The sequence below is a fragment of the Nocardiopsis sp. NPDC055879 genome (assembly GCF_053615935.1).
The window spans coordinates 33,523-54,968 of record NZ_JBSHCT010000017.1 but is presented as its reverse complement, the minus strand read 5'-3'; the positions used below and the strand labels follow the sequence as shown (position 1 = coordinate 54,968).

Below are 21,446 nucleotides of genomic sequence, written 5' to 3'. Positions count from 1 at the left end.
CCCGGGCGGGGAATATAAAGGCGATTCTTGAATCGCCCCCTCGACTCGAAGCCTACCAATATCGAGCGCCCGACAATGACCCCACAGGGAAAACCACCGAGACTACTCTAATTTTATATCGGACATTCTCCGACATTGTTTATGTATGGTGTGGAGAAAAGTTCGGCGACGATGTCCGCGCTCCCCTGCCGGAACACCACGGGCTCGTTCGGGCACAACCCCAGGTCGCCTCCGGTGGGCATCGGGGCGGCGTGGATCAGCACGTTGTAGTGGTTGGGCGTGTGGCAGGCGTCGAACCCCAGCACCACCCCCACCCGGCGCGGGCCGATCCACACCTGGTCCCCTCGATCCACGACCCCGGCCGCGGTGATCTCGGCGAACCCCAGGAAACCGACCCGGTCGATCCGGGTTCCCTCGGCGGTCTCGGTGTGCTCGGTGGCGACCAGTTCGTGGACCTCGCCCGCGCGCAGGCACCGGCTCGCGAACGGCTCCAACCGCATCCCCCGTTCGGTCCTGCGATGCCTCAGCACCTTGACCAGGGTCGCGGTCACCTCCCGTTTGGCCCCGTCCTCGTGCGGATTCACCGTCCCACCCGCTCTCCGTCGGCCGCCGCGAGGTAGGTCTGGCCCACCAACCGCAACGCGGACGTCCCGCCCCCGTCCTCGACCCGGCCCTGACGGACCCGTCGGGCGAAGTCGGCGGCCACGCCCTCGTACTCGTGCCACAGCGACTCCTTGAAGGCCGGTCGGTCGGCCAGCATGTCCGCCGTCAGTTCACGACCGTCGGCCGTGCGCACCCGAACGTCCTTGCGCTCCCCCGGGTGGGACCAGTCCAGGACCACCCGGGCCCGGCCCGTGCCACCGGTCAACGTGATCTCCGCCCACCGGTCCACACCCGCCTCGTCGCACACCACCCGCGCCCCGGACACCTGGGTCCGACCCAGCAGCGTTTCCACCAGGTCGAAGGCGTTGGGGCCGTTGTCGGCCACGCATCCGCCCCCGCACCGTGCCGGGTCCAGGTACCAGGTGTCCCGTCCCGCGTGTTCCTCGATCCGTTCCAGGTAGCGCACGGTCACCTCCGTCACCGTGCTGTCCGCGACCTGTTCCCGCAACGCCTCGAACTCGGAGTTGTACCGGCGGTGGAAGGCCGTGAACAGGGGCACCCCCCGGTCCCGGGCCAGGGCGCTCAACGCCTCCCCCTCCGCCAGGTCCAGGGCCAGCGGTTTCTCCACGCACACGGCGGTCCCGGCCGTGATGGCGTCCGCGCAGATCCGGGCGTGCGCGTCGTTGGGGGCGGTGACCACGACCGCGTCGAGGCCGGCCTCCGCCAGCATCCGGGCGTGGTCGGTGTAGCCGGTCGCGCCGGGTGGGGGCGCGGCGACCTCGTTCGGGTCCAGGTCGCACACCGCCACCAGGTCCCAGTCCGGGGAGGTGGCCAGCGCCCTCAGGTGGAAGCGGGAGATGACCCCCAGGCCGACCACTCCCACGCGCAACGTCCTCATCGCTCCTCCTCCAGGGTCGCGGGGGCTCGGATCTTGGCCCGGCGGGCCGTCTCCACCAGTTCCTCGTACAGGTCGACGTGCAGTGGCACGCCCCGTACACGGCGCTCGGCCGCCAGGTGGTACTCGTGCCAGCCGGGGTAGCGCACGGGGTGGTCGGGGTCGACGGGCTCGCAGTCCGTCAGGACCCCGAACAGTTCCTCGGCGTCGGTGCGGGCGCCCTCGCGCAAGGCGTCGGGGGCGATGGCCAACATCAGGAAGCCGATGTCGTCATCTCGCCCGTGGGGCCCGCCGTCCCCCGTCAGGGCGTCCGGGTGGGGTCCCCGGCCGGAGCCGGAGACCACGGCGGAGAGCACCTCCACCAGCACACCGAGCCCGAACCCCTTGAACCGACCCACCTCGCCACCGAGCCACATCAGGTGCGCCAGGCCGGCGTCGAAGGCGGCCGGATCGGTGACCGGTGCGCCCCGGTCGTCGCGCAACAACCCCTCCGGAATCGACCGCCCCTCCCGGGCCGCCTGCCGGATCCGCCCGGTGGGCGCGGCCGTGGTGCTCATGTCCAGCAGGAACGGGGGGAGCGAACCGGCCGGTGCCGCCGCGCTGAGCGGGTTGGTGCCCAGGACCGCCACGGTGCCACCGGGTGGTCGGGCGATGCGCTGACCACCGCAGTTACTCGTCACCACGCCGATCATGCCGCGTTCGACCGCGCGCAGCGCGTGGTGTCCGGCGCAGCCCAGGTGGGTGGCGTCGCGCACCGCCACCAGCCCGACCCCGTGGCGTTCGGCCCGCTCCGCGGCCAGGTCCATCGCCTCCGAGGCCGCCCACAGCCCGAGGGCGCGGCGGGCGTCGATCAGCACGGCCGCGCCCAGGTCGGTGATGACCCGGGGCTCGGCGTCGGGGTCGGCCCGCCCCTCGTCGAGCAGGGGCAGGTAGAGACGGGCCAGGTTGGCCACGCCGTGGGAGTCCATCCCGGTCAGGTCACCGTGGCACAGGGCGCGGGCCGCCTCGCGCGCACGGGCTCGGGGTAGGCCCCGGCCCACGAGGATCTCCGTGAGGAAGTCCAGCAGGGCGTCGTGGTCGACCAGGACCCTCTCTCGTGTCGGGGAGGGTTCCGGTGGTGCGGGCAGTGTGGTCACGGTCCTCCGTAGGTCTCGTCCGGCTCGCCGGCCTCGTCGGTGAAGGCGGCGAGGATGCGGGCCACCGTGTCGGCGAACCCGTCGAGGTCGCTCAGGTGGGCGCGCTCGTCGTCCCCGTGGGCCCCGTCCGCGGCCAGGTCTCCCGGTCCCAGCACGACCGTGCAGGTGCCGGCGATCCCCGCCATCCAGATGGCGTCACAGGTGAAGGCGGCCTCGTCGGCGGGCCAGGTGGGCACGCCGATCCCCCGCAACAGGTCGTGGCCCCATCGATCGTGGTCGTCCAGGACCGGCAGGCCCCGCTTGGGCCAGGTCAGTCGGGTGATGCGCGGGGCGTCCGCCGCAGTGCGGGCGAACAGGGTTCCGTCGCCGAAGAGGTCGGTGAACTCCTTCAGGGCCATCTCGAACGCGTCGGTGACCGCCGCCTCCAGGGCTCGACCGGCCTCGGGTTCGGCGTAGGACAGATTGAGCAGCAGGTCACCCGTGCCGTAGACACGGTTGTGCAGGTCCCCGGTGCGCAGGCCCGCCACGCACACCGCCCCGTCGTGGGCGCGCCCGTCCAGGGATCGGCCCATGCTCTGGGCGATGAAGCCCAACAGGACCGAGGCGTTGTGCCCGGTGTGGGGGCGATCGTCGATGGCGTCGTCGCCGCGTACGGACACCCGTGCGGTCATCGACGCCGTCGAGCGGGTGAGGAAGCGCCCGGACGTGGGTTCGCAGAACACGTTGAGGCGGCCCACGTGGCCGCGTTCCACCAGCGGTCGGGTGCCCAGCACACCCATGGCACCGCCCTCCTCGCCCGCGACCGCCTGGATGATCACCGCGCTGTCCCGCCTCAGGGCGGCCGAACGTTCCCTGGCCGCGCGCACCCCGGCCAGCAGCGCCACGGCGGGGCCCTTGGCGTCGATGGCGCCCCGGCCGTGGAAGACCTCGCCGTCGAAGTGGGCCGGGGGCCCGCCCGCGACGGTGTCCAGGTGCACGTTGAACATCACGGTGCGCTCGGGTGGGACGGTGTCGGGACCCAATCGCAGGACCAGGCTGGGCTGGCAGGTCAGGAAGTCGGGGTCCGCCGCGGCCTCGCGTACCGTTTCGGGCACACCGGGGACGCTCAGGTCGGTGTGGTCGGCGGGGGCGTGACGCACCACGCGGAAACCGATCCGCGCCGCGGCCTCGGCGTAGTCGTGCTGGGCCCGCCACAGCCGGGGAGGCGGGCCGGTGGCGCCGACCTCCAGTGGGCCCGCGGTGGGGGTGGTCAACAAGCGCAGCAGGAGGGAGTGGTCCCGGTCGGTCAGCGTCATCGGATCACCTCCCCGCGCCAGACCCGGTCCACCAACTTCTCCAGGGTCCGTCCGTACTCGACGAACGCGGCCTCCTCCCCGCGACCGGGATCGATGCCCTGGGCTCCCAGGTGGGGGCGCAGACGCAGGTGGGGTTCGATGGAAAGGGCACCCCGGTAGCCGTGGCCGGCCAGGATCGCCAGGCATTCCTCCACCCCGGCCTCGCCCTCCCCGGGCGCCACGTAGGCGGTTTCGCCGTCGGGAGCGGCGATGGCGTCCTTGACGTGGACGTGGGTCACGTACTCCACGAGCGGGCGCAGCATCGCGGCCGCGTCGTAGCCGTGGGCGACCCCGTTACCGGTGTCGAACAGGATCCGTAGCGCCGGGCTGTCGACGTGGGAGATCAGGTCCAGGGCACGGTCGGCGTCCTCTCCGGCCCAACCGGCGCAGTTCTCGTGTGCCAGGACCAGTCCCGCGTCCTCGGCGCGGCGGACCAGTTCACGTACCCGGGTACGCACCTCGCGGCGCCACTCGGGTTCGTTCGACCCGCCGGAGGGATAGGACATGATCCGCACCGTGCGCGTCCCCAGGACCGCGCAGCGTCGGGCCAGTACGTCGAGTTCGGCCACGTCCAGCGCGAAGTCACCGGTGATGGGACGCGACCAGTCACCGATCTTGGCGGCGACGGCGACGACCTCCACACCGGCCGCCCGGATGCGTTCGGCCGCCGACGCGAAATCGGCCTCGGACAACGAGGCGAGGGGGACGCGGTCCAGGGTGCGCAGCTCCAACAGGTCCCATTCGAGCTCGCGCACGGCGGTGAGCTGACTCGATAGTCCGGGGGCGGCCTCGTCACCGATTCCGGCCAGGCGAGGTCGTTCAGGCGCCGACGACATCGGCCACCTCCCATCGTGTGGTGTGCGGGGAGTACGGCTGGAGGGAACAGCGGTTCTTGGCCTCGGAGAGCAGTCGGACCGCCTCCACGTGGACGGGTAGTTCGCCCGGTTCCCGTCGATGCCGGGAGTAGCGGGCGTAACAGGAGTGCAGGAGTTCGGGCAGGGCGTCGTCGACGAAGATCGAACGGACCGGTTCCCGGCCGGGCACCGCCACCATCAGTTGCGCGGTGTGGTCGGCCTCGCTGCACGGGTAGTGGCCGGTCAGGACGGCTTCGTCGAACTCCAGCACGATGCGCCGCTCGCGCAGGGGCGCGGTCAGGTCGGATTCGATGCGGGTGCGCACACCTGTGTGGTGCAGCAGGTCCAGCCGCGCCCCGCCCAGGCCGGGCAGCCGGGTGCGGCCCAGGACCATGTCGTCCAGTTCGGCGGCGACCACGTCCGCCCCGCCCGCCAGGGTGACGGCCATGGCCAGGGCGTGGGGCACCTCGATGTCGAAGGCGGTGGGGTGGGCGGGGGATTCCAGGGTCCGACTGAACCGGGGTTTGTGCTGGAACACCGTGATGGCGCGCAGGGCTCCGAAGTCGTGGGAGCGGCGGACCGCCATGAGACGGGCGCTCAGGGTACTGGCCGACCAAGGGGTGGTGACGGTCAGGTCCAGGTCCCAACGGCGGCGCAGCCGGGCGATCGCGGCCAGTTCCACCAGGTCCGGGGCCAGGGGTTTCTCCACGATGATCCGGCGGTAGCCGAGTCGGGCCAGTCGCTCCAGTGTCCGGGCCCGCAGCCGGGGCGGGGTGCACAGGTGGACCACGGTGTCCCGTGGTGGTCGATGACGGGCCGCGTCGTCCAGACGGGAGAACGGGAGGATGCCGTCGACCTCGGCGGCGTGCGGGTCGTGACCCATGACCGGCCCGGGTGCGAACAGGGCGGGGGCCGCCGCCCGCACCTTGGCGAGCGACGGCGCGTGCAGTCCTCGTCCCGCTCTCCCCAGACCCACGATGAGGGTGTGCAGCATGAAGGGAGGGCACCTTTCCGTTCTTCGCTCCCCTGGTCCGTGTCCTTTCCGGACGAACGGAACCATCGAACGAGGAGCCAGTTTGGTGCACTGCGGGAAAGGGCGTCAATTCCGAGAACGGACCCTCATGTCCCGAACCCGGAGGAGCCAATACCCAATCGGCCGAGAACAAAGGGACAAAAGACGCTATGGACCTATAGTGCGTTCCATCCCTTTTCTTCGGTTTCGAAGGTCACGCCACCAAGAAGCTGAACAGTCCGCTGGGCGGCGCGTGCCATCCACGGTCCGGCTCCACGGTCACCCCGGGCCCGCCGCACCGGGGTCCGGCGTGCAGGCTCACGTCCGTGTCGGTCAGGTTGACCAGGACGTGCGCGGTGGCGGGGAGGCGCACGCAGTCACCCGACGCGGGTTCGGCGTAGCGCACCAGGTCCTCGAACTCGGTGGTGAAGACCACGACCTCACCGGTGGCGGCGTGAGCCGGCGCCGCACCCAGAACGAGACTCCCCAGAACCAGCGCGGCCATGGCGGAAGGAATCCTCATTCCACCTTCCTTTCGCATTTCGTGCACGTTTCACGGAAACGATCCCCTCCCTCACGCGCGACACGGAGGATGATCAGGAAGATCTTCTCCGAAGCAGGGGTCCCGCGCAAGACCGATACTCGAACGGACGGTTTCGGTCCACCGATCAGCGACGAATAAAACCACAATGGCACGAACACGGGAATTCACATTCCCCTTTTTTCCACCGAAAAGGACAACGGGCGTCGCCTCCCGTGATCGGAGACGACGCCCGTGCGTGGATCAGCCCTTGAGCGCCCCGGCCATCAGACCGCGCATGAAGTAGCGGCCTAGGACCAGGTAGACGATCAACGTCGGCAGCGACGCCAGGACCGCCGCCGCCATCTGTTGGTTGTAGGGCACCACCATCGACCCGGCCACGTTGTTCAGCTGCACCGTCACCGGCCAGCTGTTGGGACCGGTGAGGAAGACCGCGAACAGGAAGTCGTTCCAGGCGGAGGTGAACTGCCAGATCAGCGTGACCGCGAAGGCCGGCGCCGACACCGGCAGCACCACCGACGCGTAGGTGCGCAACATGCCCGCGCCGTCCACCCTGGCCGCCTCGATGAGCGTCTGGGGGATGCTCGCGTAGTAGTTGCGGAAGATGAGCGTGCAGATCGGGATGCCGTAGACGGTGTGCGCCAGGATCAGCGGTAGCACCCCGCCCATGAGGTTCGCGCTCACCAACATCTGTTGGAGCGGGATCATCACCGCCTGGTAGGGGATGAACATCCCGAACAGGAACAGCGTGAACACCGTGTCCGCGCCGGGGAACCGCCAGCGCGCCATGACGAACCCGTTCATGGAGCCCAACACCGCCGAGATGGCGGCGCTGGGCACCGCCACCAGGACGCTGTTGTACATCCCCGGGGCCAGGGCCTCCCAGGCCGTGGCCCATCCCTCGACGCTCCAGACCTGCGGCAGCGACCAGGCCCGGGCCGCGGTGGCCTCCTCGAAGGGTTTGAACCCGGTCACCAGCAGTACGTACATCGGCAGCAGGAACAGCACCGCCAGGGCGAACAGGACGGTGAACTTGACCGCCTGTCCGCGCCGCGTGGTGCCGGCGACCCCGCCTCCGGGCGCGATCACCCGTTCGGGTGCGCTCTGGGTCATCGGCCCTCGCTCCGTTCCTTGCGCACGGTCCACACCAGGTAGGGGATGACGAACACCGCCACCGCGAACAACAGGTAGGAGGCGATGGTGGCTCCCTTGGCCGGGTCACGGACCTCGAAGACCATCGCCCACATGTACACGGCCGGGACGTCGGCGATGATCTGTTGCCCGGCGATCGCGATGATCAGGTCGAACACCTTCAACGACATGTGGCCCAGGATGATGATCGCGCTGAGCAGGACCGGCCGCAGTTGGGGCATGACCACGTGCCGGTACACGCCCCATTCGGAACATCCGTCGACGCGGGCCGCCTCGCGCAGGTCCTCGGGAACACCGCGGAAGCCGGCCAGGAACAACGCCATGATGTACCCGGCCAACTGCCAGATCGCGGGCAGCGCCATGGCCGCCATGCCCAGGTCCGGCGCGGTCCACCAGTCGTTGACCAGGAAGTCCAGGTTGAAGTGGACGAACAGCGCGTTGAGCCCGGTGGCGCGTTCGGCGGGCGCGGGGTTCATCAGCCAGCGCCACACCACACCGGTGGCGATGAAGGAAACCGCCATCGGTGCCAGGAACAGGGTGCGAAAGACCGCCTCGCCGCGGATGCCCTTGTCCAGGAGCAGCCCCAGGAGCCAGCCCATGAACAGCGCGCCGCCGACGAAGACCACGGTGAAGACGATCGCGTTGCCCACGGCCGCCGGCCAACGGGCCTCCTGCCACAGGGCCACGAAGTTGACGAGACCGACGAACTCCCCGTCCTGGATCGGCGCGTGCTTGTCGCTGAGCGCCAACCGGGTGTTCCACCCGATCATGCCGTAGACGAACACCCCGATGAGCAGGATCGACGGGGAGACCAGCAGGAGTCCGGGCAGCCAGGTGCGGGCACGGGTCAACGCCCGACGGACCCTGCTCGGGCGCGCGGGCGCGGTGGTGCGCCCGGGGTCGCGCGGTGCGACCCCGGGCGGGTTGTTCGAGTTGCTCATTCGGACTGCGCGGCCTCGTTCAGTGCGGCGTTGAACGCCTCGGTGTCACCGTCGCCGAGGTACAGGCCGACGGCGGTGTCGATGTCGTTCTTCCAGCGATTGCCGACGGTCACGCCGTGCCAGAAGGAGCCCGCGAGTTCGGGGCCGGACTGCCATTCCTCCAGCGCCGACTCCAGGTAGGGGCTGTCGGCGTAGCGGGCCGGGTCGGCGTCCTCGCGTGCGGGGATCGAACCCTTGAGCGGGTTGAAGGTGTCCTGGCCCTCCTGGCTCGCGACCAGTTCCAGCCAGGTCATCGCCGCTTCCTCGTTGGGCGCCCCCACCGGCAGGGTGAAGCTGTCGGAGAGCCACATGTAGGTGCCGTCGGTGCCCGGGGACGCGGCCCAGTCGTAGTCCTCGCCGGGGAGCGCTCCCAATTCGTCGAAGTAACCGGCGGCCCAGTCCCCCATGATGTTGAAGGCGGCCTCGCCGTCGGAGACGCGACGCGCCGCCTCCTGCCAGTCCTCGGCCGCCGACTCCTCCTGGGTGTACTCCATGATCTCCTCGAAGGTGCCCAGGGCGTCGGCGACCTCGGGGGTGTCCCAGGAGGCGCCGGGTTCCCACAGCGCGTTGTAGCCCTCGGGGCCCAGCGAGGCCAGCAGCACCGACTCCAGCAGATGGGAGACGGTCCACTGCGCGCCCACCGCCATGGGGATGACGTCGGTCTCCTCCGAGACCGCCTCCAGCGCTTCGAGGAGTTCGTCCAGGGTCTCGGGCGGGGCGTCCACCCCGGCCTCCTCCAGCACCCCGGGGTTGAACCACATGACGTTGGAGCGATGGATGTTCACCGGCACCGAGTAGACGGACCCGTCGTAGGTGATCTGTTCGACGAGCTGGTCTGGAAGCGCGTCGTGCAGCCCCTGTTCGTCGAAGAAGTCGTCCATCGGGGCCAGGTATCCGGCCTCGATGTAGTCCTGGAGTTCGGCTCCGGCGTGTCCTTGGAAGGAGTCCGGCGGGTCCTGGCTCTGCAGGCGCCCCTCCAGGACCGCCTGGGCGTTGGTGCCCGAACCACCGGCCACCGCCGCGTTGACGAACTCGACGTCGGGGTTGTCCTCCTCGAACTGCTCGATGAGGGCGTTCAGGCCCGCCTCTTCGCCGCCGCCGGTCCACCAGGAGAACACTTCGACCTGGGCACCGCCGCCATCACCGCCGTCGCCACACGCCGAAGCCATGAGCACCAGACCCAGTGCCCCCGCCGCGACCGACCACCCTCGTGCACGCATGAGTTGTCCTCTCGTAGAGGCGGGCCGTCCCACGACCGCTTCCCGCCCCTCGTGTCCCACATCACAGAAGTTGACTGCGGTGCCATCTTTCGCATCCAGGTCGATCAGGGTCAAGAGGCGGACGAATCCGAATCCGAGGCGTGACCTGACAGGAGACTCGATCACCGAGACAAAACTTCACGCGACCTTTCGATAACGCTCCGATCGACCGGATCAGAACATCGGACCACTCAGTCCGAATTATTGGACATTCGACCCACAAAATACCGAATATCCTTTTCTCGTTCACGTCTTCCCCGGGCACACGGAAGGGCATGGCCGGGAAGGTCTCCGGAAGACACGCCGAAGCCGACCCCACATCACGAACGGCACCCAGGCCCACCCTGACCTGTGCTCTCCCTCGCGAGGGCGGCACCGCGCGCCGGAACCGGCCCACCTCGGGGGCACGAACCTTGGCACAATCGCGGCATGTCCGCCATCGACAGAGCCACCACACCACGACTGGCCGCCCTGCCGCTGACCGCCCTGCTGCTGACCTCGTGCGGCGCCGACGGCGGTGCCGTGGGGGCCGTGGCCACCGGCCACTTCTCCGCCCGCCACCACTTCCCCGTCATCCTGATCGATTGGTGCGGGGAGAGCCCTCCCGCGCGCATCGACCTGTCCTCGGAGGATCACCGGTGGCGGCTGACCGCCAACGAGGAGTTCTCGGAGAGCCCGGTGGAGGTGGACCTGTCCGCCCCCGGCGAGGCCTGGGACATCACCGACGAATCAGGGGCTCCCGCCTACCGGGTCGTCCCCGAGGGCGCGGACACCGAGTACACCTTGGGCGTGACCTCGGCGAAGGGGGCGGAGGACGACCGGGAGAACGACATCGCGTCCCTGCGCTTCGACACCGACACCCTGGCCGCCGAGGACGGGGTGCTCCTGGGCACCCACGAAAGCGACGAGGGAACCGTCATCAGCCCCGACGACTTTCCACCGGAGTGCTGAGTCCGAAACGTCCTCGGACGAAGCATCGTCCACCGCCGAAAAGGGAACTCGCGCCCCAGAAGTCCCACCCATGACCTCCGCACCACGCTAGGTCGCGATTGTGCGACCAATAATCGGAACCACCCCGATAGGGTCGCCTCGATCGGTACATAATGTGCCCCATGCGCGAAGCGGGGAAGAAGACCCGGATCGCCTTCGGCGCGATCCTCGCGGGTGTCCTCACGGCCGGCCCCTTCCTCTTGGAGGGGGAGGCCATCACACCCGGTGGCGAACCCGCCGTGTGGGTCGCCGCGGCCGCGGTGGCGGCCTACACGGCCTGGGCCGTCGTGGGCCCGCGCCGGTCGCCGCGGGCCGGTGCCGATACCGACGACCGCCCACGAGAGCCGGAAGGCCTCGGGCCGCACCATCCCGGGCCCGCACCGGCCCACCCGCTCCGTTCCGTCTTCACCTCTCCGGACGAATCCGCCCGCGAGGGTTCCCTCCACGACATCGACGCCGTGTTCGAGGACCTCGATCGTCCCCACCTGCTCGTGCTGGGCGAACCCGCCTCCGGCAAGTCCTACCTGGCCACCACCCTGGCCCGACGGCTCGCCCAACGCGACCCCGAACGGCACGCGCTCGTCCTGGACCTGGGTGTCTGGAACCCCGAGGCAAACGAGGACGTGGCCCTGCACGCCGCCCGGACCACCCGTCGCGGGTTCCATCCCGGCACCGATCCGCCCTCGGAGCGGGAACTCCACACGCTCATCCACCAAGGGCGCGTCCTCGTGGTTCTGGACGGCCTGGACCGGGTCCGACCGGCCTGGCGTCCCACCGCCCTGGCCGCGATCGAGGATTTCGGCGCCCTCGGCGCCCCTGTGGTCCTCACCTGTCGCACACGGGAGTTCGCGGCCCTCGAACGGCTCTCGCCCCACGCGTTGCCCGGCTTCGCCCGGATCACGCTCGCCCCGGTCGAGCCCTCCGAAGCGCTCGACCTCCTCACCGACACCGAACCCGCCCCGGGCATCGCCGTCGACGAGCCCCGGTGGGCACCGGTCGTGGAGCGGCTCGAACACCACCGCCGCGGCCCCCTCGCCCACGCGTTGCGCTCGCCCCTGGCCCTGGACCTGGCCCGCGTCGTCCATCGCTCACCGGGCACCGAACCGGCCGAACTGGCGGAGGTCGCCGAACGCTCCTCCCCGCTGCGCCACCTGGTCCACGAACGCCTCCGACAGGCCTTCGATGACGACGACATCGACCCGGGGCGCGCCCGCGGGTGGGCGGCGCACCTGGCCTACCACCTGTACTTCACCGGGCGGCAGCGCTTCCACTGGTGGCGCATGCACGTCGGGCTGGTGCCCCGGTGGTTCACCCACGCCCTGCTGCCCGCCCTGACGGCGGTGACCATCGCCGCGCTCGCCGCCCCGGTCCTGGGCACGGGCGCCGTCGGCGCCTCCCCCGAGTCTCCGATCGCGCTGGCCGCGCTCCTCGTCCTCGGTGCCCTGGGCGTGTTCTCCCCGTTGTGGCGCAACACCGACCTGTGCACGGAGGGGCACCCGAAGGACAACACCCGGGGGATGGAGTGGGATCGCCCCGCGCACGCGCTCTCGGCCCTGACGTACGGAACCCTCGTCGGCGTCGCGGTGGTCGGCGGGACGATGGGGCCGCTGCTGGGTGCCCTGTTCGGTGTCGTGCTCGGGTTCGTCCAGGGCCTGCTGAACCGGCCCCGCAACGGTCCTCCGATCGACGTCGGTCCCGGCGACGCGCCGGCCGCCGCCCTGCGGCTCGGTCTCGGGTTCGGTCTGTTCGGCGGGGTGTGCTTCGCGGTCGCCGCCTGGGCCGTCCCGAGCGTGGCCGGTCCCCTGTCGGTCGCCTGTTCGGCGTTCCTGGTGTGCGCGCTCACCTGTGCCCACCCGTTCGGGCTGTGGCCCTGGTTCCGCTTCCGGGTGAGCCACCTGCTCCTGGCCGCGCGCGGGCGGCTGCCCCTGCGGCTGGACCGATTCGTCGACCGGCTCGGCGAGGCAGGCCTGGTGCGCGGACACGGGTCGGCCTGGTGGTTCCATCACCCCCTGGTTCGCGACCACCTCGCCGACGACGTCGAGATCGCCCGGCTGACCGCGCACGTCCAGAGCCTGTACGGGGCGGCGGGGCAGGGCGGAGACCCCCAGGGGCGGCGCCTGGACGAGAGCGTGGAGTTGCACAACCTCGTCGAGTTGTACGCCGAGCGCGGTGACGTGGAGGCGCTGCACCGGTTGGTCACCGAACGGGAGAGCTCCACCGCCGAGGTCAGGTTGGCCGACGTGCTCACCGAACGCGGCGGGCGACGGCGGCTGCGCGACCTGGCGCGCGAGGGCAGCCACCCGGCACGCATTCGGTGGGCCGACGACCTCGTCGAACGCGGCGAACTCGACCAGGTGCGCCTGTTGGCGGCCACCGGTGACCACGTCGTCACCGAACGGTTGGCCGACGCCCTGTCCGCCTGTGGCGCCACCGGGGAACTGGCCACCATGGCCGACCGCGGCGGGTGGGAGGATCCGGCCGCCCAGGTCGCGCGGCTGCCGACCCTGCACCATGTGCCGGACGGAGCGCTGTGGACCGCCGCGCACGCGCTGGAGCGGTTGGGAACCTCGGCCCTGGCCGACGCGCCCCGCTGGCACGCCGCGCACAACCTGGCGGCACTGCTGGCCGAGCGCGGCGACCTGGAGGGGCTGGCCGCGCGTGCGGCCGAAGGCGACTGGTGGAGTTCGGAACGGTTGGCGTCCTCGCTCGCCGAGGAGGGGAACCTGTCGGCGTTGACCGCCCGCGCGGAGCGGGGTGACTGGTGGTCGGCCCAGCGTCTGGCCCCGGCGCTCATCGCCCGCGGGGACCTGGCCGGCGCCGCCCGGGTCCTGGAGTCCTACCAGGTCAGGGAGCACTGTTGGGCGTTCCTGGGCCAGGCCGACCTGTACGCCCGCGCGGGCGACACCGAGAAGGCCGTCCAGGTTTTGGAGGAGATCAAGGACCGGCACCGCGAACAGGTCGGCACGCACCTGTGGAGCATCGACGCCAAGATCATCGACCTGCACCTGGGCGACGGCAGGCCGGAGGCGGCCTTGCCGGAGCTGCGTCGTCAGGCCGACCGTGGGCGCGAGTGGGCCGGGCGCCGGCTCGCCGTGGTCCTGCGCGACCTGGGCCGGTGGCAGGAGTTGGAGCGGCGCGCCAAGCAGGGTGACGCGGGCGCGGCGTTGACCCTGGCCGACGCCCAGACGGCCGATGGGCACCCCGATCGCGCGCTGCGCACCCTCGAACTGGGCTTCGATCACCGCGCCGAGGAGATCGGCGCCGCGCTGGCCGACGCCTACGCGCGCCTGGGGCGGGTGCGCCGGCTGCGCCGCCTGGCGCGGAACGACGTCAGGGCCAGGCGGCGGCTGGCCCGCCACCTGGCCGAGTCGGGACGGGTGGAGGAGGCCATCGACCTGCTGCGGGGACGGGGGCGCCCGGGGGTCGAGCGCGACGCCGACACCACCCGGCTCCTGTTGGAACTCCACCGCTCCCGCACCGAGGTCCCCTCCCCCGCCTGACCGGGGCCGCTCCGGAAGGACGTCGTTCCGGGGCGGCCCCGGTCGGGCTGACGTGGATCAGGCGCCGGCGCGCAGGGTGTCCACGATCGGGGTGGTGGGCCGGCCGATCAGCTTGGACAGATGGCCCGGCTCGCCGTACAGCTCACCCTCCCGGGCGGAGGTGTCCAGGCCGACGACGAACTCCGCCGTGGCCTCGTCCAGGCCCGCTCCGGTGAGCACCTTGCGGTGTTGCTCCTCGTTCAGGTCGTTGTAGGCGACCTCACGACCCAGGACCTCCCCGATGGCCGCCGCCAGGTCGGTGTAGGTCCAGGCCTGGTCACCGGCCAGCTCGTATACGGCGCCGGCGTGCGCGGCGGGGTCGAGCAGGACCACGGCGGCGGCCTCGGCGTAATCCGCCCGCGAGGCACTGGACAGGAGTCCCTCACCCGCGCTGCCGACCACGGCACCGTGCTCGCGCGCCTGCTCCAACTGATTGACGTAGACCTCGCTGTAGAAGCCGTTGCGCAGCAGCGTGTGGGGCAGACCGGACTCGGCGAGGATCTGCTCGGTCGCCTTGTGTTCGGGGGCCAGGGACAGTGCGCTCCGGTCGGCCCGAAGGACGCTGGTGTAGGCGATGTGGCCCACAGCGGCCTCCTTGGCGGCCTCGATGGCGTTGCGATGCTGGCGGGCGCGCTCGCCGACCTCGCTGCCGGAGACCAGTAGGAGGGTGTCGGCCCCGGCGAAGGCGGCGCGCAGGGAGGCGGGGTCCTCGAAGTCGGCGCGCGCGGTGGCGACACCGAGCTCGGCCAGGTCGGCCAGCTTGGTGGTGTCACGGCCGGTCGCGGTGATCTCACCCGCGGGCAGGCCGCGCTCCAGGAGGGATTCGACGACGAGGCGGCCCAGGTGGCCGGTGGCACCGGTGACGACGACGGACATGCTGTTCCTCTGTTCTGTGACGGTTGGGGACGGTGTGTCCTGTCGATCGACAACGGCACCGGCCGACACCACATTCCTTGGGTGGGGTACGCACCTTTTGGTAAGTTGTGATCATGAGTCGAACGGAAACCGAAGAAGAGGCCGTGGGCCGGCGCGCGCTTCCCCTGATCGGGGGCCCCATCCTGAGCAGCGACTGCCCCTCCCGCGCCCTGATCCGCGACGTCACCGGCAAGTGGGGGCTGCTGGTCCTGGTCGCCCTGTCCGAGGGGCCGCGCCGGTGGAGCGAACTGCGCCACGGCATCGCCGTCATCAGCGAGAAGATGCTCGCCCAGACGCTGCGCACCCTGGAGGCGGACGGCCTGGTCCATCGTGACTCGCGCCCGGTGGTCCCGCCCTACGTGGAGTACGGACTGACCGCCCCCGGCGAAGAGGTGACCGCGTTGCTCATCCCCCTCCTGGAATGGGCGGGCGAGTACTCCGAGCAGCGGGAGGAGTGAACAACGGCTTACACATGAGCCCCCTGACTCACAAGAGATTTTTCGGACCACTCCTTCCGTTACGGACCCCAAGAAGCACTCAAACAATAGAACCAAAACAGCCGCACGCCAATTTCTATCACTCTCCTTCATGAAGGATCCGATTCCCGCGTTGTTTCTCCGTATCCTGGAGTCAGGGAACGTAGGTACGGCCTCCTTCGTTGTGAAGGTAGCCATCGGTTCCGGCAGCTTCCACCTCAGCCCTCCCACTTTCGGCCCTGGTCCAGCTCAGACCAGCGATGTAGACACTCAGCACCGAACCAGAATCCATGGGGTACGGCATGAACGTCCAACTGTCAGTTCACGGTCCGAACAACATCACCGAGCTCACATCGCTACATCGTTGGTTGAAGGCGAAGGGGGGAGAACTGCGCACCGCGGGCATCGCGATGGAACAAACGGTCGAAACCCCCGAACGACCGGACACCATGGGCGGTACCTTTGAAATTGTCCAGTTCGCCTTCGACGCCGTGGCCCAATACGGTGCGCTCGCCGTGGCGATCGCGTCCTGGCGCCGCGCCTACCCCTCGCGTTGCTCGTTCACGCTTGAGCGAGGTGACATCAAGATCACCCTCACCGAGGTAGAGCTCCGTGACATGTCCACGGTTCTACGTGCCCTCGAAGAACTGAGCGAGGAGGACGACCCCGGGGAGGAAGGGGAGGAAGAGGAATGACGGCACAGACGCCCTCGGAGCCGCTGGACACGGCGGAGAACGGGCCAGGTCGGCTGGATCCGACACGGTCGGCGTGCATCCTGATCGGAGTCGATGACTATCAGGATCTGCCGATCCTGAGGTCCGTGGAACGGAATCTGGATGACCTCAAAGGCATCTTGACGGACCCGGACATCTGGGGAATCCCCAATGATCGGATCTGGGTGGTGCGGAACCCCTCCCGAGCGGGCGATCTGACCGGTCCCGTGCGTGAAGCCGCAGAGCAGGCCGAAGACACCTTACTTGTCTACTACGCCGGACACGGTCTCTTGGAGTTCGGTGACGACCAACTCTTTCTGACACTCACGACTTCGGTGCACGGTCACAGGGAAACCTCGCTCACATATGGGGTACTCCGCGAGATTCTCAGGGATTCCAGAGAAAGCGTCAAACGGCGAATCGTGATCCTTGACTGCTGCTACAGCGGCAAAGCGCTGGACGGAGCGATGGCCGGCGCCGGAACGACCGTTCCGGACAAACGGCAGGTCGAGATCGAAGGTTCTTACGTACTGACCTCCACCACTGACAAGGAGAAGGCCGAGGCTCCTCCGCGATCTGTACACACCGCCTTCACCGGGGCACTCATCGATGTTCTCGCCCACGGTGATCCTGAGGTCAGGCAAGAAGAACTACTCACTCTCAACCAGGTCTATGCCCTGCTCAAAAGGAGACTGCTCAAGAAAGGCCTTCCTGAGCCACAACGACTGGATGAGAACGGTGTTGGAAACCTATTCTTCGTCCGCAACCGGCAGAACCCGCCTCCCGGCCCGCAGCCCGCCGCGACCGCGTCACGCCGCACGATGTTCATCGCAGCCACCACCGCCTTGCTCCTCGGTCTCGCTCTTGGGGTTGTGAGCGGCTATCAAGTGCGCGAATGGAACGATCCGCTCTCCGGTACCGCACCGATCCCCGGCCCCTGTGATGAGGAGGGTCGGGCACAACTCCTCGCTGTCTCGGATGAACTCGATCAGCCACCCCAGAACGAGTACATGGGGAGTCCGGTCGCAGGCCTCTCCGCCCTCGCCCTCACAGGGGACGACTCCCAGGCACTCGTCCTCCGCGACAATGAGCCCGCCCAGTTCTTCACCCTCACACTCGGAGACGCAGAGGACCTGGAGCCCACTGTCACCGGCATGACGGCGCTGTACGGGCCGGACGGCGAGCAGTTCGACGAATTCGACGGCGAGGGGTTGGTCATCGAAAATGGCGGCGAAACCATCCTGGTCGCCGCGGAGGGCCAACCCTCCATCCGCCGGTTCGGAATCGATGACGGCAAGCAGATAGGCGACCAGCTCCCTCTCCCAGAAAGTTTCCGTCCCGCCCCGGACGGAGAAGCGCAACGCGGGCGCAATCTCGAATCCCTCACCGTTACCCCCGACGGGGACTACCTGTACACGGCTTTGGAGGGCCCACTACTCAGTGACGAAGACGTACACGGACGCCACCAACTACGTGTCCAGCGCTATCGGGGCGAGCCCGGAGGCGAATACGAGCTCGACAGCCAGTACGGATACCGGACAGAAGTGGGCCTCTATCTCGTGGAGCTGGTCGCGATCGACGAGAACCGCCTGCTCGCCCTCGAACGTGGCCACCTCACCGGGCTTGGGAGTAGCATCCGCGTCTATGAAGTGGACCTCGGCGAGTCACCAGACGTGACCGGCATGGCTCTGCGCAAGGACACCGTCGACCTACTCACGCAGAAGAAACTCCTCTTCGACATGGCTGACTGCCCCGAGGGCGATATCGTCTCCAAGCAGACCCAGCCGAACCAGATCCTGGACAACGTCGAGGGCATGGCTCTGGGCCCTGAGGTGGAGGAAGGGCCGTACAAGGGCCGGCGCACCCTCTATCTCGTCTCCGACAACAACGGGCGCGACGCTCAGACGACCCGCCTCTACTCGCTCGCCGTCAGTCTTGGCTGATCCCGAAAGCCCTTCGGGTAGGTGACCGGGTTCTGGGGCCGGAGAGGAAACGTGGTCAGGTCCCTTCGGGGGGTTCCCGGTTGGCTACGCCAGTGCATCGAGGCGATCATCTAGACGTTGAAGGACCAGCTCGGCCTGGAGCGGCACCGTGCCCGGACCACCGAGGGGTTGTGGGCCCGGGTGTGCCAGAAAATCTGCGCGCTAAACGCATCGATCTGGCACAACTGGCTGACCGGTGCCCCGGTCAAGCGGTCGCTGATCGCCTACGACGACTGACCAGGACACCAAACCTCCATCAACGATCCAGCGGTAGCCGGTGGCTTGGGAGATGTGGTTGTCCCTGGACAGAGCATCGATGGCCGTGGCATCACGAAACCACCGCGAGATCAGGGCCGCCTGTTGTTGGCCTCGTGAGGTCGTCCCATATCTGGGCTGCTTCTGACGGCACCCTGATTCAGGGTGCGAGATGGTGGCCGGTACAACGGGATGCCCCGGGCTTTCCCCGGGCCGGGTGATGCGCGCCGGCATCGCCCGGCCCGGGTACGGGGAGGGTCAGATCAGGACCGGGTTCAGGTTCGGGTTCGTCGGATTCAGGTAGGGCCGTAGGAACGGGGTCGAGGGTCAGAAGTCGGGCGAGGGTCGCGGCGTCGGGCACCTCGGCCAGGCCGGAGGGGGTGGCGATCTAGAAGGACTGGGTGGCTTCGCCGAAGTAGATGAGCAGGTGGCTGTTCTGGGCCTGGATCTGAGCGGCTTGGGCGTGTTCGCGGGCGTACTCGGAGCGGTGTCCGCCCAGGCGGGGCAGGGTGCGGGCGCGTTGGGTGCGGCAGGTGCGGTGGGTGCAGGTAGCGCAGGCCGGGCCGGTGGTGGGTGTCGGGCGCGGTGGGGTGGGGGTGAAGGTCGTGCCGGTGGAGTTGGTGGGGCGGGTGTCCACGGGGCGACGGGGTGCGGGGATAGGGTGGTTCATCAGATCCTCGTTTTCCTGACACATGCTCTGTTTGGTTTCTGGGGGTTCAGGGCCCGGAAGAGCGTTGGCGCGCTCTCCTGGGCCCGTCTCATGTCTGCGACACGTCGATCAGTTGTGGGCGGCGGTGTTCCAGCCGCCGGCGGTCAGGTCGTAGGCCAGGTAGAGCCAGACGGTGCGGTACTCGGCGTTGCCGTTGTCGCCCCAGGTGGTGGCGAAGGCATCGACCATGGCCAGGCCCCGCCCGGATTCGGCTCCCAGGTTCAGCCCGCCCGGGGCCGGGATCAGGCGGGCGTTGCGGGTGCACAGCCCGCCCCGGTCGCGGCAGGCCAGGCGGAGTCCTTCCTTGTCGCGGCGCACCCGCAGGGTGTAGGTGCCGCCGGGCTGTCCGGACAGGCTGTGTCGGAGCGCGTTGTTGGCGAGTTCGCTGCCCAGCAGGGTGAACAGGTACCGGTAGTCGCCTGTTTCGGTGGCCGCGCAGGTGTCCAGGAACGCCCGCACCAGCGGCATAAGGGCAGGGACGCCGGCGAAGTCGTAGCTGCGCGCCCGGTAGTTGGGACGCTCCGGGAGACCGGAGAAGTAGTGGCGCTGGAAGGGCCGGATGAAGCTGGCCAACGGCACCATGGCTTCTCCCGGGACCGGGACCGGGACGGTGGGCGCGAAGGCGGTTTCAGGCATGACGAACACACTCCTTGGCATGGTTGGACACATGAGTCGGGGGATCGTGCGAAGCACCCGTTGAAGGAGTCTCACGGAGGCCGTGACGCGCGGAACGGGCAAGGCATAGCCTGGACAGATGAACCCTGAGTGATCCATTGGTCACTGACTACACCCCCATCATGAATCGCGATATACATGCTGTCAATACTAAAACTCGATATACGAAAACTTTCTGGATAGGCTTCCCCCATGAACCATCCGATCAGTCCCACCGTGCGACGACAAAGGCTCGCCCGGGAACTCCGCCGCTTGAGAGAGGATCGCGGCCTCCAACTCTCCGCAGCCGCCAAGGAAGCTTCCGTCCCTCCCTCCACACTGAGCAACATCGAGTCCGCTGAAGCCCGCCGCGTCAAGCCCCGCGACATCGATGCACTCGCTGAGCTTTATGGAGCTTCCGCTGACATACGCGCCGCCCTCCAAGAACTGGCTCAGGAGTCGAAGGAGAAGGGCTGGTGGTCAAAGTACAAGGATGTGTTCGGCGGTAACGCCCTGCCAGACTTCGAGGTTGAGGCTTCGATGATCCGCATGTATCAGTGCCAGGTCATCCCCGGCCTGCTTCAGACGCCGGACTACGCTGAAGCCGTCTTCCGTGGCGGAGGTGCCTACACAGATGAAGAAGTCAGGCGCCATGTCGACGCTCGTATCCAGCGTCAGCACGTTCTCTCCAGACACAATCCGCTACACCTGTGGGCGGTGATCGACGAAGCAGCCTTCCACCGGCAGGTGAGCGACCTGTCCGTGATGCAGGAACAACTTCAGCACCTGATCAACATGGCGATGCGTCATAACGTGAACATCCAGGTCTTGCCGTTTCAGGCTGGTATGCATGCAGCGCTATCCGGGTCGTTCTTTCTCCTGGACTTCCCTAGCGAGCTCGATCCGAGCATCGTCTACACCGAGACCTCGACGGACAGCCTCTTTGTCCAAGAGAGTGCCTCAGTACAGCGATATGTAACGATCTTCTCTAACCTGAACGCAGCCGCTCACCGCCCAGCGGAGAGTATTCAGTTCCTACAGCAGACCCTGGAGTCGTACACACAGCATGTCCACGACTGACGATCTGACCTTCTTCAAGTCCAGCTACAGCGGCGACCGCGCGGAGTGCGTAGAGGTTGCACACACCCCCACCAAATTCCAAAAGAGCAGCTACAGCGGCGCTGGCCAGAACTGCGTCGAGGTGGCCGAACTCCCCTGCGGCGCAGTCATCCGCGACTCCAAGCACCCCGCCAACGGCCACATCCCCTTCTCTTCCTCCGAGTGGGACGCCTTCCTCACCACCGCCCGCGCCCCTCAGCCCTGACCCGGCCTGACCCCGCCCACATCCGGCTCTGAACTGCGATGATCTTGCTTGTAGCTCCCATTCGGGCGCCCAAATGGGCGCTACGAGCAAGATCATCGCCAAAGGGCGCCAGAGCCGGCCACC

Annotated in this window: 20 protein-coding genes and 1 pseudogene; 8 read left to right on the top strand and 13 right to left on the bottom strand. The window is 68.6% G+C overall.

Translation table 11 applies throughout. From position 1 onward, the window contains the following. Nucleotides 1-113: 113 nt before the first annotated feature. From ACWGKS_RS20535 to ACWGKS_RS20490, 10 genes are all read right to left on the bottom strand, one after another. On the bottom strand, nucleotides 114-584 hold the full coding sequence (locus ACWGKS_RS20535) for a DUF6917 domain-containing protein (protein WP_452454999.1): 471 nt from the start codon (nucleotides 582-584) through the stop codon (nucleotides 114-116). After that, nucleotides 581-1,501, bottom strand: a complete 921-nt coding sequence (locus ACWGKS_RS20530) for a Gfo/Idh/MocA family protein (protein ID WP_452523552.1) — start codon at nucleotides 1,499-1,501, stop codon at nucleotides 581-583. The genes ACWGKS_RS20535 and ACWGKS_RS20530 overlap by 4 nt, the downstream gene beginning before the upstream one ends. After that, on the bottom strand, nucleotides 1,498-2,634 hold the full coding sequence (locus ACWGKS_RS20525; RefSeq protein WP_452523550.1) for an Ldh family oxidoreductase: 1,137 nt from the start codon (nucleotides 2,632-2,634) through the stop codon (nucleotides 1,498-1,500). The genes ACWGKS_RS20530 and ACWGKS_RS20525 overlap by 4 nt, the downstream gene beginning before the upstream one ends. Further along, nucleotides 2,631-3,929: a M20/M25/M40 family metallo-hydrolase gene (locus tag ACWGKS_RS20520; protein ID WP_452523548.1), complete on the bottom strand. Its 1,299-nt coding sequence runs from the start codon at nucleotides 3,927-3,929 to the stop codon at nucleotides 2,631-2,633. The genes ACWGKS_RS20525 and ACWGKS_RS20520 overlap by 4 nt, the downstream gene beginning before the upstream one ends. Next, nucleotides 3,926-4,804 carry a sugar phosphate isomerase/epimerase family protein gene (locus ACWGKS_RS20515; RefSeq protein ID WP_358509640.1) on the bottom strand — a complete coding sequence of 293 codons (879 nt, stop codon included), beginning with the start codon at nucleotides 4,802-4,804 and terminating at the stop codon, nucleotides 3,926-3,928. The genes ACWGKS_RS20520 and ACWGKS_RS20515 overlap by 4 nt, the downstream gene beginning before the upstream one ends. Next, nucleotides 4,788-5,816: a Gfo/Idh/MocA family oxidoreductase gene (locus tag ACWGKS_RS20510; RefSeq protein WP_358509637.1), complete on the bottom strand. Its 1,029-nt coding sequence runs from the start codon at nucleotides 5,814-5,816 to the stop codon at nucleotides 4,788-4,790. Before ACWGKS_RS20510 ends, ACWGKS_RS20515 begins: the two co-directional genes overlap by 17 nt. Nucleotides 5,817-6,048: 232 nt before the next feature. Further along, nucleotides 6,049-6,357 (bottom strand): hypothetical protein, encoded by a 309-nt coding sequence (locus ACWGKS_RS20505; RefSeq protein WP_358509634.1) that lies wholly within the window; start codon nucleotides 6,355-6,357, stop codon nucleotides 6,049-6,051. A 261-nt stretch (nucleotides 6,358-6,618) separates the two neighbouring features. Beyond that, the gene (locus ACWGKS_RS20500) at nucleotides 6,619-7,488 is read right to left on the bottom strand and encodes a carbohydrate ABC transporter permease (protein ID WP_358509631.1); all 870 of its coding nucleotides are present in this window, start codon (nucleotides 7,486-7,488) and stop codon (nucleotides 6,619-6,621) included. Next, the gene (locus ACWGKS_RS20495) at nucleotides 7,485-8,468 is read right to left on the bottom strand and encodes a carbohydrate ABC transporter permease (RefSeq protein WP_358509628.1); all 984 of its coding nucleotides are present in this window, start codon (nucleotides 8,466-8,468) and stop codon (nucleotides 7,485-7,487) included. The genes ACWGKS_RS20500 and ACWGKS_RS20495 overlap by 4 nt, the downstream gene beginning before the upstream one ends. Further along, the gene (locus ACWGKS_RS20490) at nucleotides 8,465-9,727 is read right to left on the bottom strand and encodes an ABC transporter substrate-binding protein (RefSeq protein WP_358509625.1); all 1,263 of its coding nucleotides are present in this window, start codon (nucleotides 9,725-9,727) and stop codon (nucleotides 8,465-8,467) included. Before ACWGKS_RS20490 ends, ACWGKS_RS20495 begins: the two co-directional genes overlap by 4 nt. A 468-nt stretch (nucleotides 9,728-10,195) precedes the next feature. On the opposite strand from ACWGKS_RS20490, the gene ACWGKS_RS20485 reads away from it, so the two are divergent. After that, nucleotides 10,196-10,717: a hypothetical protein gene (locus ACWGKS_RS20485; RefSeq protein ID WP_358509622.1), complete on the top strand. Its 522-nt coding sequence runs from the start codon at nucleotides 10,196-10,198 to the stop codon at nucleotides 10,715-10,717. Between the two features lie 161 nt (nucleotides 10,718-10,878). Beyond that, nucleotides 10,879-14,256 carry a hypothetical protein gene (locus tag ACWGKS_RS20480; RefSeq protein ID WP_452523543.1) on the top strand — a complete coding sequence of 1,126 codons (3,378 nt, stop codon included), beginning with the start codon at nucleotides 10,879-10,881 and terminating at the stop codon, nucleotides 14,254-14,256. Between the two features lie 57 nt (nucleotides 14,257-14,313). On the opposite strand, the gene ACWGKS_RS20475 is transcribed toward ACWGKS_RS20480, so the two are convergent. Next, on the bottom strand, nucleotides 14,314-15,171 hold the full coding sequence (locus tag ACWGKS_RS20475) for an SDR family oxidoreductase (RefSeq protein ID WP_358509617.1): 858 nt from the start codon (nucleotides 15,169-15,171) through the stop codon (nucleotides 14,314-14,316). A 113-nt stretch (nucleotides 15,172-15,284) separates the two neighbouring features. On the opposite strand from ACWGKS_RS20475, the gene ACWGKS_RS20470 reads away from it, so the two are divergent. The 4 genes and pseudogenes from ACWGKS_RS20470 to ACWGKS_RS20455 form a co-directional block, all read left to right on the top strand. Then, the gene (locus ACWGKS_RS20470) at nucleotides 15,285-15,668 is read left to right on the top strand and encodes a winged helix-turn-helix transcriptional regulator (RefSeq protein ID WP_358509614.1); all 384 of its coding nucleotides are present in this window, start codon (nucleotides 15,285-15,287) and stop codon (nucleotides 15,666-15,668) included. 320 nt (nucleotides 15,669-15,988) lie between these two features. Continuing rightward, complete coding sequence (locus ACWGKS_RS20465; RefSeq protein ID WP_358509611.1) at nucleotides 15,989-16,381, top strand: effector-associated constant component EACC1; 393 nt, start codon at nucleotides 15,989-15,991, stop codon at nucleotides 16,379-16,381. Further along, nucleotides 16,378-18,342 carry a caspase, EACC1-associated type gene (locus ACWGKS_RS20460; protein WP_358509608.1) on the top strand — a complete coding sequence of 655 codons (1,965 nt, stop codon included), beginning with the start codon at nucleotides 16,378-16,380 and terminating at the stop codon, nucleotides 18,340-18,342. The genes ACWGKS_RS20465 and ACWGKS_RS20460 overlap by 4 nt, the downstream gene beginning before the upstream one ends. A gap of 75 nt (nucleotides 18,343-18,417) precedes the next feature. Further along, nucleotides 18,418-18,618: pseudogene (locus ACWGKS_RS20455) on the top strand (hypothetical protein); the annotation flags it as partial. Between the two features lie 406 nt (nucleotides 18,619-19,024). On the opposite strand, the gene ACWGKS_RS20450 reads toward ACWGKS_RS20455, so the two are convergent. After that, the gene (locus ACWGKS_RS20450; RefSeq protein WP_452523540.1) at nucleotides 19,025-19,306 is read right to left on the bottom strand and encodes a hypothetical protein; all 282 of its coding nucleotides are present in this window, start codon (nucleotides 19,304-19,306) and stop codon (nucleotides 19,025-19,027) included. A gap of 108 nt (nucleotides 19,307-19,414) precedes the next feature. Further along, on the bottom strand, nucleotides 19,415-19,981 hold the full coding sequence (locus ACWGKS_RS20445; RefSeq protein ID WP_358509606.1) for an ATP-binding protein: 567 nt from the start codon (nucleotides 19,979-19,981) through the stop codon (nucleotides 19,415-19,417). A gap of 231 nt (nucleotides 19,982-20,212) precedes the next feature. On the opposite strand from ACWGKS_RS20445, the gene ACWGKS_RS20440 reads away from it, so the two are divergent. Together ACWGKS_RS20440 and ACWGKS_RS20435 are read left to right on the top strand one after the other, a co-directional pair. Beyond that, complete coding sequence (locus ACWGKS_RS20440; protein WP_358509603.1) at nucleotides 20,213-21,079, top strand: helix-turn-helix domain-containing protein; 867 nt, start codon at nucleotides 20,213-20,215, stop codon at nucleotides 21,077-21,079. Next, complete coding sequence (locus tag ACWGKS_RS20435) at nucleotides 21,066-21,323, top strand: DUF397 domain-containing protein (RefSeq protein WP_358509600.1); 258 nt, start codon at nucleotides 21,066-21,068, stop codon at nucleotides 21,321-21,323. The genes ACWGKS_RS20440 and ACWGKS_RS20435 overlap by 14 nt, the downstream gene beginning before the upstream one ends. Nucleotides 21,324-21,446: the final 123 nt, after the last annotated feature.

Excerpts from the sequence above, each read along its gene's own strand:
- ACWGKS_RS20530 (WP_452523552.1), bottom strand. The coding sequence starts at position 1,501 with ATGAGGACGTTGCGCGTGGGAGTGGTCGGCCTGGGGGTCATCTCCCGC.
- ACWGKS_RS20520 (WP_452523548.1), bottom strand. The coding sequence starts at position 3,929 with ATGACGCTGACCGACCGGGACCACTCCCTCCTGCTGCGCTTGTTGACC.
- ACWGKS_RS20515 (WP_358509640.1), bottom strand. The coding sequence starts at position 4,804 with ATGTCGTCGGCGCCTGAACGACCTCGCCTGGCCGGAATCGGTGACGAG.
- ACWGKS_RS20510 (WP_358509637.1), bottom strand. The coding sequence starts at position 5,816 with ATGCTGCACACCCTCATCGTGGGTCTGGGGAGAGCGGGACGAGGACTG.
- ACWGKS_RS20505 (WP_358509634.1), bottom strand. The coding sequence starts at position 6,357 with ATGAGGATTCCTTCCGCCATGGCCGCGCTGGTTCTGGGGAGTCTCGTT.
- ACWGKS_RS20500 (WP_358509631.1), bottom strand. The coding sequence starts at position 7,488 with ATGACCCAGAGCGCACCCGAACGGGTGATCGCGCCCGGAGGCGGGGTC.
- ACWGKS_RS20495 (WP_358509628.1), bottom strand. The coding sequence starts at position 8,468 with ATGAGCAACTCGAACAACCCGCCCGGGGTCGCACCGCGCGACCCCGGG.
- ACWGKS_RS20490 (WP_358509625.1), bottom strand. The coding sequence starts at position 9,727 with ATGCGTGCACGAGGGTGGTCGGTCGCGGCGGGGGCACTGGGTCTGGTG.
- ACWGKS_RS20485 (WP_358509622.1), top strand. The coding sequence starts at position 10,196 with ATGTCCGCCATCGACAGAGCCACCACACCACGACTGGCCGCCCTGCCG.
- ACWGKS_RS20480 (WP_452523543.1), top strand. The coding sequence starts at position 10,879 with ATGCGCGAAGCGGGGAAGAAGACCCGGATCGCCTTCGGCGCGATCCTC.
- ACWGKS_RS20475 (WP_358509617.1), bottom strand. The coding sequence starts at position 15,171 with ATGTCCGTCGTCGTCACCGGTGCCACCGGCCACCTGGGCCGCCTCGTC.
- ACWGKS_RS20470 (WP_358509614.1), top strand. The coding sequence starts at position 15,285 with ATGAGTCGAACGGAAACCGAAGAAGAGGCCGTGGGCCGGCGCGCGCTT.
- ACWGKS_RS20465 (WP_358509611.1), top strand. The coding sequence starts at position 15,989 with ATGAACGTCCAACTGTCAGTTCACGGTCCGAACAACATCACCGAGCTC.
- ACWGKS_RS20460 (WP_358509608.1), top strand. The coding sequence starts at position 16,378 with ATGACGGCACAGACGCCCTCGGAGCCGCTGGACACGGCGGAGAACGGG.
- ACWGKS_RS20450 (WP_452523540.1), bottom strand. The coding sequence starts at position 19,306 with ATGAACCACCCTATCCCCGCACCCCGTCGCCCCGTGGACACCCGCCCC.
- ACWGKS_RS20445 (WP_358509606.1), bottom strand. The coding sequence starts at position 19,981 with ATGCCTGAAACCGCCTTCGCGCCCACCGTCCCGGTCCCGGTCCCGGGA.
- ACWGKS_RS20440 (WP_358509603.1), top strand. The coding sequence starts at position 20,213 with ATGAACCATCCGATCAGTCCCACCGTGCGACGACAAAGGCTCGCCCGG.
- ACWGKS_RS20435 (WP_358509600.1), top strand. The coding sequence starts at position 21,066 with ATGTCCACGACTGACGATCTGACCTTCTTCAAGTCCAGCTACAGCGGC.